General features: G+C 60.5%; 13 protein-coding genes and 1 tRNA gene. 11 read left to right on the plus strand and 3 right to left on the minus strand.

The annotated features are described in order from the left end of the window. Positions 1–132: 132 nt before the first annotated feature. Together V6617_RS11995 and V6617_RS12000 are read left to right on the plus strand one after the other, a co-directional pair. The gene (locus V6617_RS11995) at positions 133–552 is read left to right on the plus strand and encodes a hypothetical protein (RefSeq protein WP_338607197.1); all 420 of its coding nucleotides are present in this window, start codon (positions 133–135) and stop codon (positions 550–552) included. Positions 553–699: 147 nt separating this feature from the next. Next, positions 700–773: transfer RNA gene (locus V6617_RS12000), tRNA-Gln, on the plus strand. 206 nt (positions 774–979) lie between these two features. Here the strand turns inward: V6617_RS12000 and V6617_RS12005 are convergent. After that, entirely contained in the window at positions 980–1933 is a 954-nt protein-coding gene (locus V6617_RS12005; RefSeq protein ID WP_338607198.1) for a sugar-binding transcriptional regulator, read from the minus strand. Between the two features lie 153 nt (positions 1934–2086). Here V6617_RS12005 and V6617_RS12010 point away from each other — a divergent pair, with 153 nt between their 5' ends. From V6617_RS12010 to V6617_RS12050, 9 genes are all read left to right on the plus strand, one after another. Further along, positions 2087–3409 carry an extracellular solute-binding protein gene (locus tag V6617_RS12010; RefSeq protein WP_422394779.1) on the plus strand — a complete coding sequence of 441 codons (1323 nt, stop codon included), beginning with the start codon at positions 2087–2089 and terminating at the stop codon, positions 3407–3409. After that, positions 3396–4385 (plus strand): ABC transporter permease subunit, encoded by a 990-nt coding sequence (locus V6617_RS12015; protein WP_338607199.1) that lies wholly within the window; start codon positions 3396–3398, stop codon positions 4383–4385. Before V6617_RS12010 ends, V6617_RS12015 begins: the two co-directional genes overlap by 14 nt. A gap of 2 nt (positions 4386–4387) precedes the next feature. Then, positions 4388–5311 carry an ABC transporter permease subunit gene (locus V6617_RS12020; protein ID WP_338607200.1) on the plus strand — a complete coding sequence of 308 codons (924 nt, stop codon included), beginning with the start codon at positions 4388–4390 and terminating at the stop codon, positions 5309–5311. 23 nt (positions 5312–5334) lie between these two features. Beyond that, positions 5335–6078: a glycerophosphodiester phosphodiesterase family protein gene (locus V6617_RS12025; protein ID WP_338607201.1), complete on the plus strand. Its 744-nt coding sequence runs from the start codon at positions 5335–5337 to the stop codon at positions 6076–6078. Between the two features lie 29 nt (positions 6079–6107). Continuing rightward, positions 6108–7637: an alkaline phosphatase D family protein gene (locus V6617_RS12030; protein ID WP_338607202.1), complete on the plus strand. Its 1530-nt coding sequence runs from the start codon at positions 6108–6110 to the stop codon at positions 7635–7637. Continuing rightward, a complete protein-coding gene (locus V6617_RS12035; protein ID WP_338607203.1) occupies positions 7634–8314 on the plus strand; it encodes an HAD family hydrolase in 681 nt (226 codons plus the stop codon). Before V6617_RS12030 ends, V6617_RS12035 begins: the two co-directional genes overlap by 4 nt. A gap of 16 nt (positions 8315–8330) precedes the next feature. Next, complete coding sequence (ugpC, locus tag V6617_RS12040) at positions 8331–9383, plus strand: sn-glycerol-3-phosphate ABC transporter ATP-binding protein UgpC (RefSeq protein WP_338607204.1); 1053 nt, start codon at positions 8331–8333, stop codon at positions 9381–9383. Between the two features lie 276 nt (positions 9384–9659). Beyond that, the gene (lhgO, locus tag V6617_RS12045; RefSeq protein WP_422394830.1) at positions 9660–10874 is read left to right on the plus strand and encodes an L-2-hydroxyglutarate oxidase; all 1215 of its coding nucleotides are present in this window, start codon (positions 9660–9662) and stop codon (positions 10872–10874) included. Between the two features lie 71 nt (positions 10875–10945). Further along, positions 10946–11335 (plus strand): FCD domain-containing protein, encoded by a 390-nt coding sequence (locus V6617_RS12050; RefSeq protein WP_338607206.1) that lies wholly within the window; start codon positions 10946–10948, stop codon positions 11333–11335. A 56-nt stretch (positions 11336–11391) separates the two neighbouring features. On the opposite strand, the gene V6617_RS12055 is transcribed toward V6617_RS12050, so the two are convergent. Together V6617_RS12055 and V6617_RS12060 are read right to left on the minus strand one after the other, a co-directional pair. After that, entirely contained in the window at positions 11392–12042 is a 651-nt protein-coding gene (locus V6617_RS12055) for a response regulator transcription factor (protein WP_338607207.1), read from the minus strand. Beyond that, a complete protein-coding gene (locus tag V6617_RS12060; RefSeq protein ID WP_338607208.1) occupies positions 12035–13354 on the minus strand; it encodes a sensor histidine kinase in 1320 nt (439 codons plus the stop codon). Before V6617_RS12060 ends, V6617_RS12055 begins: the two co-directional genes overlap by 8 nt. Positions 13355–13628: the final 274 nt, after the last annotated feature.

Here is a 13628-nt window from a genome sequence, read left to right on the forward strand (position 1 = left end):
ATGGCGAAATAATCCCGCATCGGTTCGTCTGCCTGTCGCGCGGATGTTGTGCCGATGACTTGACCACAACACAGACCGGCCGCGTCAGTGCATTGGCTTTACGTGCCGGGTCCAACCAAGGACAAAACTAAAGTGATGCGTATTGTTTTGCCGCTTCTGCTTGCTCTGTGCGCCGCGTCGGCCATCGCCGTTCCGGCCAGCGCCCGCGACCCCCAGACAGTCATAAATGTCATGCTCAGCGAATTGGGGAGCGTGCGCCCCTCGGGTTGCCCGGGCCGCTGGTGCGCCTGCTATCTCGATACCGTTCTGGCTCGCGCCGGGCTGCTTCCTACCGGCTCGAACAAGGCACGCGACTTCGCCCATTACGGCGAGCAGGCCGATCCCGGCGCAATCGGCGCGATCATGGTGATGTCCAACCATGTGGGCGTGGTGGTGGGCGATTGCGGCAACGGCCAGGTGCAGATCGTTTCCGGCAACTACTCCAACACGGTTGCGCTTGGCTGCTACAGCCCCAGCCGCGCCATCGCCTGGCGTGCCCCGGTCACCCACTAGCGCCGATAGCCGCCCCTGGCGCATCCCGTCGCCGCGTGACAAAGAAGTGAAATTGCGGGCTTGAAATCGCCACCATGTGCCGCTAAACAAGCGCCACTTCCTTCGGCGGCCTGCCGAAGCGAACCGCGCGGGCAAGCCCGCCTCTGCTGGGGAATAGGTTAACGGTAGACCCACGGACTCTGACTCCGTTAGTCCTGGTTCGAATCCAGGTTCCCCAGCCAAAACTTTCCAGAAAACTAAACGTCCCAACAAATTAGCGCCAACGCCGCCCCCCAGATCGCGTGAGTTTCCACCGGTTTGGCCATGGGAATAGCTGCTGCAGCGCCCCGCGACCTCGCTGCAACTCGTGCAGAGTTGGCCATAACTCTGATTGTGCAGGCGGGAATGGGCCGAGGCGCTTTTGTCGACTGCGCGTCCTCCGGATCCGTCAGACTTCTGCCCGATCATCAAGAAGGTGAGTTGCGCAGGCTGCATCTGTGATTACGACATTGACATGCCCGGCGGCAACGACCGCGCGCATGATGGCGTGCTTATGCTGTCCGCCCGAGGCGACGATGCGGGTGGGGATTTTCCTGAAATCGTCGAGTTCCGGTGACATGACCTGATGGTTGAGCGGGTGGTCGATCTGCCGCCCTTCGCTGTCGACATAGCGGCCGATAACATCGCCTACGGCGCCGGAACTCACCAGATCATGGGGGCTGACACCGTCGGGAAGGCCGTAACGGACCTGTAGCGACTTGTCCGAAACATCACCGACGCTGACCAGTCCCACATCGGCATTGCAGATTGCCTGGAGAGCCTTGCGGAAGCTGCTCTGGGCAACGATGGCCTCGCGCGCCTCGGCGCTGTCCATATAGATCGGGGCGACCAGGTAATTGCCGCTGGCTCCAAAACGTTCGGCAAAGCTGCGCACGATCTCAAAGGTGTTGATCTCGGTGCCGTGGGTCAACCCGCCCATTATCGAATAGACTTCGAGGCCTTCGAAGTTCTGCGGCCGGGCCGACATTATGGTCTCGCGAAGGGTGGTCCCCCAGCCAAGGCCAATGGCGTGCGGTTTGCGGGCATTGATCAGCCGCGTGAGATAGTCGGCAGTTGCCTTGCCCAAAACCTTGTGCACGAGCGTCGGTTCGGACGGGGTGGGCACAACGACCGCGGCCTCCAGCCCGAACCGGTTGCACAGCCGCGCTTCGAGTTCGGCGCACAGGCTGAGCGGAGAGTTGAAATGCACAGAGACCAGGCCCGTCTCGTGCGCCTGCGCCAGCATTTCGTTGACACGCCTGCGCGTCAGATTCAGCCGCTCGGCGATGCCCGCCTGGGTCATTCCCTCGACATGGTAATACCACGCCGCCTGAACCATGAGATCTTCGCTCTCGTCCTGCATCGTCATCCCTCTTTGTTACATATGTCACGCGACCGTAACATATGTAACGTAACGGTATCGAGCGACCGCAAGGCGGCATGAGTTCAATTGCCGTGAACGGCGAAAAATTCAACCCGTTTCATTCAGGGACGGATCGAAACAAGGACAAGGACGATGAACACGATTTTCAAGGGCGCCGCTCTGACGGCCCTCGCGGGATCGCTTGCCGTGATGGCGCTGCCCGCACTGGCCCAGGACAAGACGACCATCGAATGGTGGTACGCCAATGGCGGCCGCATCGAAGAGGCCATTCAGGACATGATCGCCGACTTCAACACCACTCAGGACGATTTTGAAGTCGTCGGTGTCCGCAAGGGCAATTACGAAGAAACCTTCGCCGCCATGATCGCCGCCTATCGCGTTGGCCAGCATCCCACCATCATCCAGGCCACCGAACGCAGCTTCCTCACGATGCTCTATTCGGACGCCGCGGTTCCGGTGAACCAGCTTATGGCCGAGCAGGGCTATGATACCGACTGGAGCGATTTTATTGCCCCGGTCGCCGATTTCTACGTGGTCGATGGCGCGCCAGCCGCGCTGCCGTTCAACTCCTCGACCGGCATCATGTGGTTCAATGCCGATCATTTCGAGGCAGCCGGGTTCGACAAGCCGGCCGAAACCTGGGACGAATTCGAAGAACAGCTCTACGCGATTAAGGACCAGGGCATTTCCGAATGCGGCATGGTGCTGAACTCGGATTTCCCCTGGAGCCTGCTCGAGGGCTATTCGACAATCAACGACTACCCCTTCGGGACCGAAGCCAACGGCTTTGACGGGCTTGGCACCGAATATGTCTATAACACCACCCCGGTGGTCCAGCAGGTCGAGCGCCTCAAGCGCTGGATCGATGACGGGATCATCCAGCTCTCGGGCAATGGCATGTCGCCCGCCCAGCTGTTCAATTCGGGCACCTGCTCGACATGGTCGGCCTCCACCGCTTCCCATGCCGGCGTCGAGGCCGAAGCCCAGTTCAACTGGAGCGCCACCCTTCAGCCGCACGAAGCTGGCGTCGAACCGCACAATTCCAACATCGGCGGCGCGGCCCTCTGGGTTCTCCAAGGCAAGGCAGACGAAGAATATGCAGCAGCTGCAGCCTTCATCGACTTCGTTGCCCAGCCCGAAACCCAGGCCTGGTGGAGCGAACAGACCGGCTATGTCCCAGTCACCAACGCGGCCTACGAGCTGATGGCCGATCAGGGCTTTTTCGAGGAATATCCGACCCGCGAAATCGCGTTGCTCCAGCTCACCCGTCACGAACCGACCGAAAACTCGCGCGGCATGCGGTTTGGCAATTCCAATCAATGGTGGGCCGTGCTGCTCGAGGAACTCGAAGCGGTCTGGACCGACCAGAAGTCTGCACAAGACGCGCTGGACAGCTCGGTTGCCCGTGGCAACGAAATCCTGCGCCAGTTCGAGCAGCTCCATGCCGGCAGCTGACGTCCTCATCCCTGCAGGGGTGCCGAAAGGCACCCCTCTCTTCGACGGCCGCCGCCTGTTCGAAAGGCTCACGCGGTCCAGCGAAGACGGCCTCAAGCGCGCGCACTTCAAGAACCACTGGATCGCTGCGGCGCTGCTCTCGCCGCAACTGATCATCCTTTTGTTCTTCTTTTTCATTCCCTCCTGGAAAGCACTCTCACTCGCTTTCGTCCAGGTCGACCCGTTTGGCGGCAAATCGCTGTTTGTCGGCTGGCGCAATTTTACCGAGCTGTTCGCGAGCCAACCCTACCGGAATAGCGCCTGGCTGACCTTCTGGTTCACCATCGTCCAGAACATCGCGACGCTTGCACTGGCCGGCGCATTGGCGTTCGCCACCGACCACATCATTCGCGGTCGCTTCGCCTATCGCAGCATCCTGTTACTGCCCTACGCCATCGCGCCGGTGATCTCGGGCGCCATCTGGGCCTATCTGTTCAACCCGACCGTCGGCCCCGTCGCCATGGGCATCCACGCCATGGGCCTGCCCTGGGACCCGAACCTGCGCTCGGGCGACGCGCTCATCCTGATCACCATTTCGGCGGTCTGGAAGCATATCTGTTACGATTACATATTCCTCGTGGCGGCCATGCTGGCCGTGCCGCAATCCCTGCGCGAGGCAGCCGCCATTGACGGCGCCGGCCAACTCAAGCGGTTCTTCACGATCTCGCTGCCCCTCATCACGCCCACGATCATGTATCTGTTCATCATCAACATGGTCTACGGCCTGTTCGACACCTTCCCGATCATCGATGCGGTAACCAGCGGCGGCCCCGCAGGCTCGACCACAACGCTGGTCTACAAGGTCTATCAGGACGGCTTCGTCATGCTCAATCTGGGCTCTTCGGCGGCCCAGTCAGTCATCCTGATGATCCTCGCCGTCACCTTCACCGTGCTGCAGTTCCGCGCCATGGACCGCAAGGTCAACTACCAGGTATAGCCATGATCGAGCGTAGTCCCATCCTCACCGTCGTTTGCCACATCATCCTGATCGTCGGCGCGATCATAGTTTGCGCGCCGCTTTATTTCGCCTTTGTGGCGGGCTCGCACACCGGGCAGGCCATCCAGCAGGTGCCCATGCCGATCGTGCCGGGGGAGATGTTTTTCGAAAATCTGGCGATTGCCTGGGAAACTGCCGATTTCGGGCAGTCTTTCCTCAACACGCTGATCGTTACCAGCGGCATCGTCGTGGGCAAGATCGTCCTTTCGATCCTTGCCGGCTTTGCCATCACCTATTTCCGGTTTCCCTTCCGGCTGACGGCCTTCTGGCTGATTTTCATGTCGCTCATGCTGCCGGTCGAGGTGCGCATCCTGCCCACCTATGAATCGGTAGCCGACGTGGCCGGGCCGATCCGCTGGCTGATGGACATCACCGGCATCTCGTTTCTGATCGAAATGCTGACCGGATACACAATCGATGCGCGCTTTAACTGGAACCTGGTCAACACCTATCCGGGCCTGACCCTGCCGCTCATCGCCTCAGCAACGGCGGTGTTCCTGTTCCGGCAATTTTTCATGACTGTGCCCGAAGATCTGTGCGAGGCCGCCAAGCTCGACGGTACCACGCCCATGAAATTCCTGCGTGATATCCTGCTGCCTCTCTCGCTGCCCAACATCGCCGCGCTGGCCATCATCCTCTTTGTCTATGGCTGGAACCAGTATCTCTGGCCCCTGCTGTTCACGACGCAAAAGGACATGATGACCGTCATCATCGCCCTCAAGGGTCTGATGCCCGGGCCAAACGATCCGGCAGCCTGGTGGAGCTATGCCATGGCCGCCTCGTTCGTCGTCATGCTCCCGCCCACCGTCGTCATTCTCGTTCTTCAGCGCTGGTTCGCCAGAGGGCTGGTGGATTCGGGAAAATAATCTCAACCCAAAGGTTCTCAAAAATGACTCAGATCGTAGGCCATCGCGGTGGCCGCAATCTCTGGCCGGAAAATTCGCTGACCGGCTTTCGCAACGTGCTCGGCACGGGCGTCGATGCCGTCGAATTCGACGTGCATCTCTCCGATGCCGGCGAACTTCTGGTGATCCACGACGCGACGCTGGACCGCACGGCGGAGGGCACCGGTCCGGTGCGGCTCGTCACCCCCGAACAGCGCCGCGCGCTGCGCCTGAAGGACAGCCCCGACACCCTGCCGACCCTGGCCGAGGTGCTCGAAGTGCTGGCCGAAGGCAGTTGCCATCTCCATGTCGAGCTCAAATCCGACGAAACGGGCACCCCCTACCCCGGTCTCCCCGAGCGGGTGGCTGCAACCCTTATCCGGTTCGGACTGGCCGGCAGGAGCCATATGACCAGCTTCAACCTCGAGGTGCTGGAGGCCTGCAAGGCTACCGCGCCAGCCATTCCGCGGCTCTGTTCGGTCAACCACAAATCGGCCCAAGCGCTCGGCCTCGAGCAAACGCTGCGAGCGGCTTTAGATCGCGCCGACATCATTGCCATCGAAAAATCCCTGCTCGCCGAACACTGGGACGCGGTTCTCGCCATGGTGCCGCTCGAGCAACTCGGCGCCTGGGTGCCCAATAGCGAAGAGGATATCGGGTTCTGGCTCGAGCGCCGCACCGGCTATCTGACCTCGGACGATCCTGTGCTCGCCCTGTCCATCAGAGACCGGCTTGCCCTTTCGGCCTGATCGCCGACAGCAATTGTGTGGAGACCTTCGTGCCTTTATTGAACCGCCGCCTTTTTCTCGGCACCGGCCTGGCCGCCGCCGCTGTTTGGCCCAGCCTTGGAAGCGCGCGTGCGCAGACTTTCGATACCGATCCGTTTACGCTCGGCGTGGCATCAGGCTGCCCGACACCCGACGGCGTCATCCTCTGGACGCGGCTGGTCTTTCCGGTCGAGGCGGTCCCGCTTGCCGATCCCTTCGCGCCGATCCCTGAAGTCGCCATCCCCCCCATGGATGTTTTCTGGGAAGTGGCCGAGGATGAATCGTTTTCGCGGCCGGTGCGCTCCGGCATCTACCGGGCGGTTCAGAAATGGGGGCATTCGGTCCATGTGGCAGTGACCGGACTTGAGGCCGACCGCTGGTATTTCTATCGCTTCCGCTGCGGCAATGCCGAAAGCGGGGTCGGGCGCACCCGCACTGCGCCCGCCGCCGACGCGACCAATGACCGTTTCACCTTCGCCTTCGCGTCGTGCCAGCAATATGAGCAGGGCTATTACAGCGCCTATCGCGACATGGCCCAACGCGACCTCGATCTCGTCGTCCATCTGGGCGATTATATCTACGAGGTCAGCTACGGCAGCCATCTCGTGCGCCGGCACGGCAATGGATGGCCGCCAACCCTTCTAAGCGAATACCGGGACCGACACGCCCAGTACAAGTCCGATCCCGACTTGCAGGCCGCCCACGCCAATTTCCCCTGGCTGGCCGTCTGGGACGACCATGAGGTCATCAACAATTACGCCGATGACGACGCCCCCAATGTCATCGGAGGCGAAAAATTCCTGCGCCAGCGGGCTGCGGCCTATCAGGCCTGGTACGAGCATATGCCCGTTCCACCCATTGCTGGCCGCGACTTTTCCAATTTCACAATCTATGGCCGGCACGGGTTCGGGCGCTTGCTCGATATCGCCATGCTCGACACCCGCCAATACCGCTCAGTACCGCTTGAAGGCTCCGATGATGCGCCCGAGCGCACCATGCTCGGTGACGCGCAGGAAGCTTGGTTCGATGCCACCCTTGAGGCCTCGCGGGCCAAATGGACGGTCATCGCCCAGCAGACGCTGCTCTCCGAACGCGACACCAAGGCAGGAGACGCAACCGGCTATAATCTCGATGGCTGGGACGGATACCACTCTGCCCGCACCCGACTTCTCGACTCGGTGCGCGCCTCGGGGGCGGCCAATCCGCTGGTCATCGGTGGCGATCTGCATGCGTTTTACGCCGCCGACGTCAAAGAGGATTTCGAGGACCCTGACAGCTCCACCCTCGCCACCGAATTTGTGACGGGGTCGATCACCTCCGATGGGCCCTCCGAAGCAAGCATTGCAACGGCGCTGGCCGAAAACCCGCACCTCAAATTCGCCAGCAGCCGCGAGCATGGCTATTCCATTCTCTCGCTCTCGCCCAAACAGGCGCAGGCCGATTTCATCGCGGTGTCCGATCGCAAGGACCCCAACGCCAGCGCTGCGATCTTTCAGAGCTTTGCCGTGCTGGACGGAATGGCGGGAGTGAACCGCCTATGACCCGGCCACTCGATCTCGTCATTTTCGATTGCGACGGCGTGCTCATCGACAGCGAGCCGATCGCCAGCCGCACGCTGGCCCGGTCCCTCAGCGCCGCCGGACTTTCAATGACCGCCGAAGAGGCCCATCGCACCTTCACCGGCAAGTCCGAAAGCGATTTGCGCTTCCATTTCAAGGCGGCGGGCATCAGCGCGCTCGATACCCTGTTTTCGAGCTGGCATTCCGATGTGTACGCGGCGTTTGCGCGGGAATTGCGGGCGATGGCCGGAATAGAGCCGCTGCTGCGGGCCCTCGATGTCCCCAAATGCGTTGCCTCGAACAGCACAATGGCACGCCTCGAAAGGAGCCTCGGACTGCTTGAGCTATGGGATATTTTTGCCCCTCATATCTTCAGTGCCGAAATGGTCGCCAGGCCCAAACCGGCGCCCGATCTGGTGCTCTACTGCCTCGCAGCTTTCGGGGCCCGCCCGGAGCGCTCAATCATGGTCGACGATAGCCATCATGGCATCCAGGCCGCCTGCGCCGCCGGGGTCAAGGCCATCGGTTTTGTCGATCCCAACGATCCGCGTCCCGACCGGCGTGAAGTGTTGCTTGCGGCCGGCGCCGCCGGCGTGGCCGTGGGCACGCAGGATCTGGCCGCACTGATCATCGCCGATCTGGCGCCCTCAACCCTTTAGAGACGGAAACTGCAAAATGGCGAGCATTGCAATCAATCAGGCCCGGAAAGTCTATTCGGGCAATGTCACGGCCCTGCACGGCATCGACCTTGCCGTCGAGCCAGGGGAGCTCATGGTTTTGGTCGGCCCGTCAGGCTGCGGAAAATCGACACTTCTGCGCATGATTGCCGGTCTTGAAACCATCACCAGCGGGACGATCGCCATTGACGGGCGCGTGGTCAATACGGTCGAACCTGCCGCCCGCGACATTGCCATGGTGTTCCAGAATTACGCGCTCTATCCGCATATGAGCGTGCGCGGCAATCTCGAATACGGATTGAAGAACCGCGGTGTCGGCAAGCAGGACCGTCAGGCGCTCGTGGCCGAGGCCGCCCGCATCCTCGAACTCGAACCCTATCTCGAGCGCCGCCCGGCAGCGCTATCCGGCGGGCAACGCCAGCGCGTCGCCATGGGTCGTGCCATTGTTCGCAAGCCCCGCGCCTTCCTGTTTGACGAACCCCTCTCCAATCTCGACGCCAAGCTGCGCGGCCAGATGCGGGTTGAAATCCGCCGGTTGCAAAAAGCACTCGATACGACGGCGATCTACGTCACCCACGACCAGCTCGAGGCCATGACCCTGGCCGATCGCCTCGTTGTCATGAACGGGGGAAACATCGAGCAGGTCGGCACACCCACCGAACTCTATGAACGGCCCCGCACGACCTTCGTTGCGCGCTTCATCGGCTCACCGGGCATGAACCTGCTCAATTCGGCAGCGCTTGCCGCGCAAGGGTTCCGACTACCCGATTTTCTCCCTCAATCGGGCTGCACCATCGGCATTCGCCCTGAAGACATCTTGCTCGACGACGAGACCGAACCAGGACTGGCTCTGAACGGCCGAGTCGAGGCCGTGGAAATACTCGGCAAGGAATCACTGGTCTATTTGGCTCTGGGCGGGATGGAGGATCTGGTTACCGTGAGGGCTGTTGGCAGTCGATGGCACACCGGGGCAACAGCGACACTTCATCTGCCCTATGCTCACCTCCATCTGTTCGACACTGACTCCGGTGAGCGTTTCGATGCGCGTTAGGTGAGGCCATCGATCTGGTTGGGGCTTTGATCGCGCCCGCCAAGGCGCAGCGTAGGGCGCGCAAGCGTCCTCACCTGAAATACGTCGAGGATTTTTTGCCGATATGGCGGACTTCGGATCAGTCAGAGCAATTGAACACGCGGTCGCTCTCTTCGGAGAAGGCCCCGGCAATTCACTCCGATCGCCGCTGCTGCGGCATCAGGGAGTTGCGTGACGCGAGCTTTCCAATAATTCTGGTCCGACACGGGGACCAGTTTCACGGAGATCTTCTTGGGCATCGACTATGACTATTGCGTCATTGGTGGCGGCATTGTGGGAGTGGCAACGGCCCATGCGCTGGCCGATCGTTTTCCCGATGCGGGCGTGGTTCTTGTGGAAAAGGAGGCCGAACTCGGCCGGCACCAGACAGGACACAATAGCGGGGTCATACATTCCGGAATCTACTACGCGCCAGGGAGTCTGAAAGCCAGACTGTGTGCGGAAGGCGAGCGCCGGACCAAAGCGTTTTGCCGTGAACACGGCATCGCATTCGAAGAGCGCGGCAAGCTGATTGTCGCAACAACTTCTCTCGAAGAACAGCGCCTCGATGCCCTTTGGCACCGCGCCAAGCTGAACGGTATCGTGACTGAATCTCTATCGGCAGGTGACATCGCCGAGCGCGAACCTCATATCGCGGGCACAAAGGCCCTGTTTGTTCCCGCCGCGGCGATCGTGGACTATCTCGAGGTGGTCAAAAAGCTGGCTGATGCCTTTGTCAAAATGGGCGGCTCGCTCCTGCTCAACAACTCCGTTATGGCCATATCAGAGGATGACGATGCGGTTCGGGTGGAGCTCAACGACCGGACAATTCGGTCGAACAAGTTGGTCGCTTGCGCAGGCCTGCAATCGGATCGCCTTGCCAGAATGGCAGGGCTCAATCCGACCCACCAGATCGTGCCGTTCAGAGGCGAGTACTATAAAGTCCGTCAGGAGCGCTCCGACCTTTGCCACGCCATGATTTACCCCGTTCCCGATCCCGACCTGCCGTTTCTGGGCATCCACCTTACCCCGATGATCAATGGACGTCTCACGGTCGGCCCAAATGCCGTGCTGGGATTTGCGCGCGAAGGCTATCCGAAATTTTCGGTCTCGATCCGTGACATCGCTTCATATGCCAGTTTTCCCGGCTTCTGGCGCTCAATCAGGGCAAACCTGAAATCCGGTGTCGCCGAAATGATGGATTCGGTTTTCAAGGCGCGCTATCTGCGCGCCTGCCAGAAATACTGCCCCTCTCTTGATCTGGACGACCTGCAGCCGATGAGCGCGGGAATCCGGGCACAAGCGGTAGCGACAGACGGAACGCTCATCCATGATTTTCTTTTTCTCGACAGCCCACGACAGCTTCATGTCTGCAACGCGCCCTCCCCGGCCGCAACATCGGCCTTGCCGATCGCCGACATGATTGTCGACCGACTACAGGCCGACCGTCCTACCGCCACCTCACGCCGATAAGAGCGCTTCTCTGCTTGTCAAAGGTGCTGCCGCACAGAAATTCAGCACGCACTTGCTTCAGATACACTAATGTGCGCGTTCTCGCGGAAACCGCAAACAAAGCAGCTGTTGCTGACCTGCGCGCCGCCAATGCCGACGTCCGCGACAGAGCCAATCAGAAGGAACACGCTGCGTTCCTGATCGCAGACCGCGAGTTCCACCACGCGATCTTCCGTCACGCCGATATCCTCGAACTCTGGCCGATCCTGCGCCGCCACAGTGGCCATCTCGACCGCCTGCGCATGCTCAATCTGCCCAATATCGGCATGGAACGTGTCGTCGCCCTGCATGAAAAAATCATCGACGGCATTGCTGCCGAAGACCCCGCGGCCGCCATCGAGGCCATGCGGGAACACCTCTCCAAAACGCTTTCAATGCTTGATTGGGTCGGCCAGCAATATCCTGAATATCTCGAAATCTGATTGCAGCTATCTGTTTGCGCCATCAGCCAGTGACACATCCTGTGGGACGGCCCGCCTCACCTGCCCGTGTCGCGCCATGCACGTTGGGCTAGCAGGGCCGCTTCCACGCGATTGCGCACCTCCAGCTTGTCGAAAATGTTCGAGAGGTGGAACTTGACCGTCTTTTCCTGCACCTCGAGGGTCTTGCCGATCTCGGCGTTGCTGAAGCCCTGGCTGACGAGCCGGAGAACCCGGGCCTCCTGATCGGTCAGCTTGGCAATAGCCTCCTGCTCGGGCGAGAGGGCATGGATCTGTTGCTGGCTCATGAGATCGCCAAGCAGCCGAGGCGATATCTGCACGCGACCGTCAAAGATCTCCTTTATGGCATGGAGCAACTCGTTCGCCGTGGTGCCCTTGAGCAGATAGCTAACGGCACCCAGATCGAGCGAACGGGAAACGTCATTGACCCTTGCCGATGCCGTTAGCATGACAACCAGCGTGTTGGGACTGACCTTAAGCACGTCGGCAATGGCATCTACGCCACCTGTTATCATGGCCACGTCCAGCAGGAGCATATCGGGCCGATGGCGCCCAGCAAGCGTAACTGCCTCGGTGCCGTCTTCGCCTTGCGCGACCACATCGAAATCTGGCTCGAGTTCGAGTGTCTGTGTCAATCCCGACCGGAAGATCGGATGATCGTCGACAATGACGATACGCCGCTTAGACATGAGCCGCCTGTCCCCGCAGATCAATCGACATCTCGAGCACACTGACCTCGTCCAGCCGCGAAAAGCGCAGTTCGCCACCAAGCGCGTTGATCCGGGCCTTGAGCCCCTTGAGGCCGATCCCCGGCAGGGAAACCGACCCCGGTGTTGACTTGCGTCCATAAGACACCACCCGGATATCCAACATATCCCGGGCATCCAGGGTTGCCTCTACCCGCGCGTTGTCGCCGACGCCGTGACGATAGGCATTGTTGAGCCCCTCCTGAACAAATCGAAACACACAGATATTGATCGACCGGTTGGATCGGCTCGACCGGTCCGGCCGTGCGTCACCCAATGCCAGATCGGCCTCTACCGTCATGTTTGTCCTGTCCTTGTGGATATGAATTGCGTGAGCAACCGCATCCGCCAATGTCCCTTCCTCGATCTGGGGCAAGACCAGACCGTGGGCGATATTGCGCACATCGTTGAGGGCCGACGTCAGATTGGTTTCGATTTCACCAAGCTCCGAATACAGAGCCTCCCGAGTTTTTGCCCTTCGGGCCTTTTCGACCTTGAGAACCGCGTAGCTGATCAACTGACTGGGTCCATCGTGAAGATCGGCTCCCAGCGCGCTGAGAAAATGGTCATTGTGTTCGGTCAGCAGACGAGAGGCTGAAAGGGCCTGTTCGCGCAGAGCCTGGTTGCGGTCGGCAAGAATCTGGGTTTGCACCAATTGCGCAGACAGGGATTTTTCCTGCCGCTCGAGCCTTTGGGAAGCGCGCCAGACCAGCGCGAACAGCGCCAGATAGAAGGCAAGACAGGCAAAGCCCACCGCGGCCCAACTGCGGATCGAAGCGGCGGCCAGTGTCTCCCCGATATCGCTCGAGGCTTCGTGAATTTCCGACACGGCAATAATCTCTCCATCCGCACCGTGTATCGGGGTGTAGATTTCAGTATATGTGCGCTGGAATCCACGCGAGACGTGCTCTTGTGCCGAAAGGTCGGTCTCAAGCGCGACCACCATGCCATTGAAGGCCCGCACGGCGCCGGGCGGCAATTCGAACTGCTCACCGATCAGACCTTCGGAATTGGAATAGAGCACCGTCCCGTCGGCGCGCCAAATGTCCAGATAAGGAACCCGATCGGCAAATGCGCTCGTATCGAACAGACTGTCGAGTTGGGCATGCGCCTCGTCAGTGATGTCTCCCCCACTCCGCAACTCCCCCAGATGACTGACGATGGAACTGTCGACGAACAGAGCCGTCGCCACTGCCCGATGATAAAGCGCGTTCGAGCGCACGAAGTTCGCGATGACCGTTCCAGTGATGATCATGACCACAATCATCACAGCGCCGCCCGCCAGGCTGAACTGCTCAATCAGGCTGCGCCGGCCCCACAAACCGAGCCAAAGCCTGTGCCACGAGCCCGGCGGTCTCGCCACCGTTTGTGCGTGTTCCAAATCCTCCCCCACTCCCGTCAAGCCGCTCGATGCCGTCTGAATGGTACATCCTCCAACTACTGAATTACTTCAGTTTTACCACCGCAGGCAAACATTCCTTGACAAAACGCAAGTGAAACCCGGAACGCTGGACCAAGGTCCAGTATAA

It is taken from the genome of Pelagibacterium nitratireducens, assembly GCF_037044555.1.
In the GTDB taxonomy this organism is placed as follows: domain Bacteria; phylum Pseudomonadota; class Alphaproteobacteria; order Rhizobiales; family Devosiaceae; genus Pelagibacterium; species Pelagibacterium nitratireducens.

Bases quoted from the DNA above. Each gene is read 5' to 3' on its own strand.
- V6617_RS12005 (WP_338607198.1), bottom strand. From the start codon at position 1,933: ATGCAGGACGAGAGCGAAGATCTCATGGTTCAGGCGGCGTGGTATTAC.
- V6617_RS12010 (WP_422394779.1), top strand. From the start codon at position 2,087: ATGAACACGATTTTCAAGGGCGCCGCTCTGACGGCCCTCGCGGGATCG.
- V6617_RS12015 (WP_338607199.1), top strand. From the start codon at position 3,396: ATGCCGGCAGCTGACGTCCTCATCCCTGCAGGGGTGCCGAAAGGCACC.
- V6617_RS12020 (WP_338607200.1), top strand. From the start codon at position 4,388: ATGATCGAGCGTAGTCCCATCCTCACCGTCGTTTGCCACATCATCCTG.
- V6617_RS12025 (WP_338607201.1), top strand. From the start codon at position 5,335: ATGACTCAGATCGTAGGCCATCGCGGTGGCCGCAATCTCTGGCCGGAA.
- V6617_RS12035 (WP_338607203.1), top strand. From the start codon at position 7,634: ATGACCCGGCCACTCGATCTCGTCATTTTCGATTGCGACGGCGTGCTC.
- ugpC (WP_338607204.1), top strand. From the start codon at position 8,331: ATGGCGAGCATTGCAATCAATCAGGCCCGGAAAGTCTATTCGGGCAAT.
- V6617_RS12055 (WP_338607207.1), bottom strand. From the start codon at position 12,042: ATGTCTAAGCGGCGTATCGTCATTGTCGACGATCATCCGATCTTCCGG.
- V6617_RS12060 (WP_338607208.1), bottom strand. From the start codon at position 13,354: ATGATCATCACTGGAACGGTCATCGCGAACTTCGTGCGCTCGAACGCG.